The following is a 4,226-nucleotide window of genomic DNA, read 5'->3' as shown; positions in this document are numbered from 1 at the left end:
TCTCTTATGCGAAATTTCAGCTCGATGCTTTGAAAGATGGCTAAAGCCATGTTTCAAAGTCGGGCAACTTTGCGCTTGCTGTAATTTGATTTGTAATGAGAAAAACCAAGCAAAGTACCGATCAACTAGTATTTTTTAGGGTCGATCTGACACCAGTCATACGTTTTTTCTTTGACACTACTCGGTTCAAACGAGTAGCAATTTTTCCTCATTATTCTCACCAATGTTTCACCATCACTTTCTCGAATTTGTAGCGGATATTTTTTTAGTACAGCCATATCTGCTCTACGTTCATCAATTTCGTCTTTGCTTGGTATGTATAAAAAGATAGCCAAAATGAACACCATCATCACAGCAACAAACGTGCTGGCAAAAATAAAGATAAGTTTTAAGTTGAGCCTGTTTGTAGCTTCGTTTAATGCCTGAATACTGTTGTTTAATGCACCTGTATGCTTCTTATTTGTGTTTTCTAGCGATTTTTCAGCCTTGTCTAGCACTCCACTAGCGACTTGGTTGTAAAACTGCTCTAATCGCTTCTTATCGTCTGCTATGGCTTCTCGATATTCCTTCATGGATGCCAATAAAATATATAACTGGTCATCTAAATCATTTTGATTACTCATAATGACATTCCGCCTCTACTTAGTTTTTGATATGCCTTGCGGAGTGCTTGCTCGGCTCGTTGTTTATCTAATTCTTGCTGTCGTTTCATTTCCGCTTGGCGTTCCAGTTCTAGACGTTTGGTTTCTTGGTTCTTCTGCCATTGATCAAAACCTTGATCGACACGGTTTAAACCACGCTGTAAAACGCTCTCTTTCTGCTGTTTCTGTTGGTCAAGCTGTTGGGCGTTCTGCTGTTTCACATTGTCATTAAAACGGCTGATTTCAGTGTCTATGCCTTGTCTGCGTAATTGGGTGACTTTAGTGCCTTCATGGATGGTGGCTTGTAGTCCGTTATTCTGATCGGCATAGCTGCGGTGATCTATTTTTTCTCGGTAGCCTGCTCGTTCTAATGCGTGATTGGCTAAATTTGCCCACGTTTCCCGAATCTGTTTAATTTCGTCTTGGGTTGTACCCATACCAAGGCTTTTTCGTTTGGCGTTGCTGAGTTCAATATCGGTTTTGGTGGTCAGGGTGAGTTTATTGTCCGTGTCCAATTCGGCTTTTCGGGTGGTAAGCATGATATGGGCGTGATGATTCTTATCATTACCGCCTTTGCTGGGTTCATGGATGGCTAAATCTGCGATCACTCCATAGCGATCAACTAAGGACCTGGCAAAGTCTTTTGCCAAGTCCTTACGTTGATCAGCGTCTAATTCATCAGGTAGGGCAATGACCCATTCTCTAGCGGTTCGGGCATCTTTACGGTTTTCGGTTTTTTCTGCCAAGTTCCAAAGTTCACCACGGTCAATTTCAATATCTAAATTAGACAGAATTTCAGAATGGGCGACACCGTCTTTTCTCGTAAAGTCATGGGTCAGTCCTGTGCGTTCATCTTCTAGTTTTTCCCCTGCACGATATGCAGATGATGCAACCGCAGTTCGCCCCGAACTTCGGTTCACCGTTTTAGTGGAACAATGATAAATTGCCATGCAGTCGCCTTGGGGTGCTTTTGCTTTTAAAAAATTGCGTAGCAGTTTTTTGGGGTTAAGGGGTGTCCCCTTGCGCAACTTTGACTTGAACTTTGTTCAAGTCGTAAGTGCGCATTTCATGAAAAACACGATAGCATATAGCCCGCTTGAATTCCAATTCATAGGGCCTTATGCTTGAGTGTTTTTCTATCTTCCGAAATCTGAATCATGACAAGAGCTGCTGAAACTCTCGAAAAGAAAATCGAAGCCCAGTTAGAGAAGCTGAAACAGCTAAAGGCCCGCAAACAGGCTATCGAAGCTAGAGAAAAGTCAAAGCAAAAAGAGCAGGAAAGAAAGGATGATACTCGACGCAAAATTTTGCTTGGCTCTTATTTAATTAAGAAGATGAAAGAAAATGAAGCTAATAATGAAAAAATTTTAGCTGAACTTAATGGGTATTTAACCGAAAATAGAGATAGAAAATTATTTAAACTACCTGAAATCAATAAAGATTAACTAGGATTTTTTATGAAAAAGCTTATTGCTTTGCTTCTTTTATTGTTGTCTTCTACGGTTCATGCTAATTGCACTCTTTACGTTTTTTATAACCATGATCTCAGTGCTTTGGTAAAAAAAAATAATGGTTGGAATTTTCCTAATTTCAATGAAGTTTGTAGAAACTTACAAAAAAATAATTTGGCCGCTCATATAACTCAAATGGAAATAATTTCTAAAAGTGCAACTACAGTGAGTACATCAGTCAAAGTGTATCCTCTAGAAATTAAGAATAAATATGATCAAATGCTTTTAACAAGTTCTGGAGTGGCCTCAATAGTAAGTAGTTCAGATAGGACAACTGAAACGTTAGATAGATTAAAATATCAAGATGCAAATGATGCATTAAATGAATTAACTACTAAATCAGGCGCTTGGACAGAAATAATTCAACAAGTTACTTTTATAAGAAAACATATTAAATAAAAAAGAAGGCGCTAATTAGCGCCTTCTTTTTTATTTATTTGAATCCGAGTTGTTCCAATAATGGATAAAATTTTCTAAATTTTGGAGGTTCTAAAAGCATATTAGCAATACGAACGGCAAATTCTTCATAACTTTCAGTTCCCTGTGAATACTCACTCAATTCAGGCAATCTAGACATTTTATTAGCGAACAAGTGGCGTTGAGCATCTGTCATTGGGATAAAGAAATCAGGTGTATTCGGATCTCTTTTAAGGTCAATAGTCTTTTCAATTCTTGGTTGGTGCTTTTGCTTAAAGCTGAATGAAAATGCTGAAATTAATCGCCCTTTTTTATACTGCTCATACGTTACAGTAATGTCTGTATATTTATTAATTTGCTTAATCGCTGGCTCTAATACACGCTTTTTAAAATCATTCATGGCTGTGTATTCAGTGTCTTCAACACCAATTTTACTTCTAAAATCTTCTAATTCAATTTTTGGAGTTTTTCCAACTTCACGCCATGCGATTAAAAGCTCATATAAGCGGATTGCGTATTTACTGGTAAGTTGGCTGACCTGTTTAAGTTGATAGCTAGTGAAATGCTGCTCAAGTCTGGTAATTAGTGGGACAACGTCAGGTGCAAACGTAATTTCTAACGTGGCTGAATCATCAACATATTTAATACGGCTTACCCATCTTGATTTTACCGTACCTACATTCCCTTTTTTATCTTGTTCTTTAAAGGAAAACTGTCGATCAAATAAGTTTAAGACAGCATTTTTTAATGCCTTATAAGCTCCATCATTGCTTATATCAAAACGACTAGCATAGTCCTTTGCATGTATTTCTAATTTACTATCGGCTGTAATACCGTTACCTGTTTCTCTTGCATTAAGAATTGCTAAAAGTATTAAACGCTGTTCAGTTACTTCTAAGTTATAACTAGCATTAATTAACGCATTATCCTTCACAACAAGCTCATTTTTCATAATCAGATTATATTGTTACTTATAATGCGGACAGTGTAAATTGAAGTCACTAAAGGGTCAATAACTACGATGTCCCTTTATAGAGAGCAAATGTCCCTTTATAACCGACTAAATGTCCCTTTATAACCGACTAAATGTCCCTTTATAACCGACTAAATGTCCCTTTATGGAGGCTAAAACCCTTAAGTAGAAAGGCTTTTAGCAGACGTAAAAGCATTTAAAAACTTTAAAATATATTAAAAGCATAAATAGGCATGAAAACAGCCCTATGCCCTCGCTAAAGCTCGGACGTTTTAACCTCGCTTTCGCTCGGTTGAGGGGCTGTTTTTTCAAATATGAATTGAGGATTTAATAAAAAAAAGAAACTATGCCTTCGCTTCGCTCAGTAGTCTTTATGCTCGCTTCGCTCGTCTAGAATTTCACTAACATAGTTCGCACCCATTCGGGATGCTCTGTATCTTTCGTTACGAAGCAAAAGTGAGCTTGTAATCAGGGAAAAGGCAGGGTCGAAATTTTAATGCCAGGTGGTCGCTCGTAGACACTCGCTCGGCTCTTACTGGAATGATTAAAATATCTAATCAAAACCGTGGAACAATGATTAAATAGTAAGCGTGGAACGTGAATAATCATGAAAAAGCCGTTCCAGTGCGCTGAATCCTAGAACGGCTTTGAGTAAAGTATTGATGCTTATAGGGAAATCTCAAG

The 4,226-nt window shown here is 37.8% G+C and carries 5 protein-coding genes; 2 read left to right on the top strand and 3 right to left on the bottom strand.

What is annotated here, in order from left to right; translation table 11 throughout:
• Window positions 1-125: 125 nt before the first annotated feature.
• Window positions 126-623, bottom strand: coding sequence for a hypothetical protein (locus tag AVJ19_RS20355; RefSeq protein ID WP_004856450.1), 498 nt, complete (start codon window positions 621-623; stop codon window positions 126-128).
• Complete coding sequence (gene mobQ / locus AVJ19_RS20350; RefSeq protein ID WP_004856449.1) at window positions 620-1,591, bottom strand: MobQ family relaxase; 972 nt, start codon at window positions 1,589-1,591, stop codon at window positions 620-622. The genes AVJ19_RS20355 and mobQ overlap by 4 nt, the downstream gene beginning before the upstream one ends.
• A 207-nt stretch (window positions 1,592-1,798) precedes the next feature.
• Between mobQ and AVJ19_RS20340 the strand changes: the two genes are divergently transcribed.
• Together AVJ19_RS20340 and AVJ19_RS20335 are read left to right on the top strand one after the other, a co-directional pair.
• Window positions 1,799-2,086, top strand: a complete 288-nt coding sequence (locus AVJ19_RS20340; RefSeq protein ID WP_111861348.1) for a mobilization protein — start codon at window positions 1,799-1,801, stop codon at window positions 2,084-2,086.
• Between the two features lie 12 nt (window positions 2,087-2,098).
• Window positions 2,099-2,551: a hypothetical protein gene (locus tag AVJ19_RS20335; RefSeq protein WP_111861347.1), complete on the top strand. Its 453-nt coding sequence runs from the start codon at window positions 2,099-2,101 to the stop codon at window positions 2,549-2,551.
• Window positions 2,552-2,585: 34 nt separating this feature from the next.
• Here AVJ19_RS20335 and repM read toward each other — a convergent pair whose 3' ends face one another.
• Window positions 2,586-3,521, bottom strand: a complete 936-nt coding sequence (gene repM, locus AVJ19_RS20330; protein WP_111861346.1) for a replication initiation protein RepM — start codon at window positions 3,519-3,521, stop codon at window positions 2,586-2,588.
• Between the last annotated feature and the right edge of the window lie 705 nt (window positions 3,522-4,226).

Origin of the sequence: Acinetobacter sp. CFCC 10889, from assembly GCF_003268395.1 — a bacterium.
In the GTDB taxonomy this organism is placed as follows: Bacteria; Pseudomonadota; Gammaproteobacteria; order Pseudomonadales; family Moraxellaceae; genus Acinetobacter.
The sequence above is the reverse complement of the archived record's forward strand: the minus strand, read 5'-3'. Positions and strand labels throughout refer to the sequence as shown.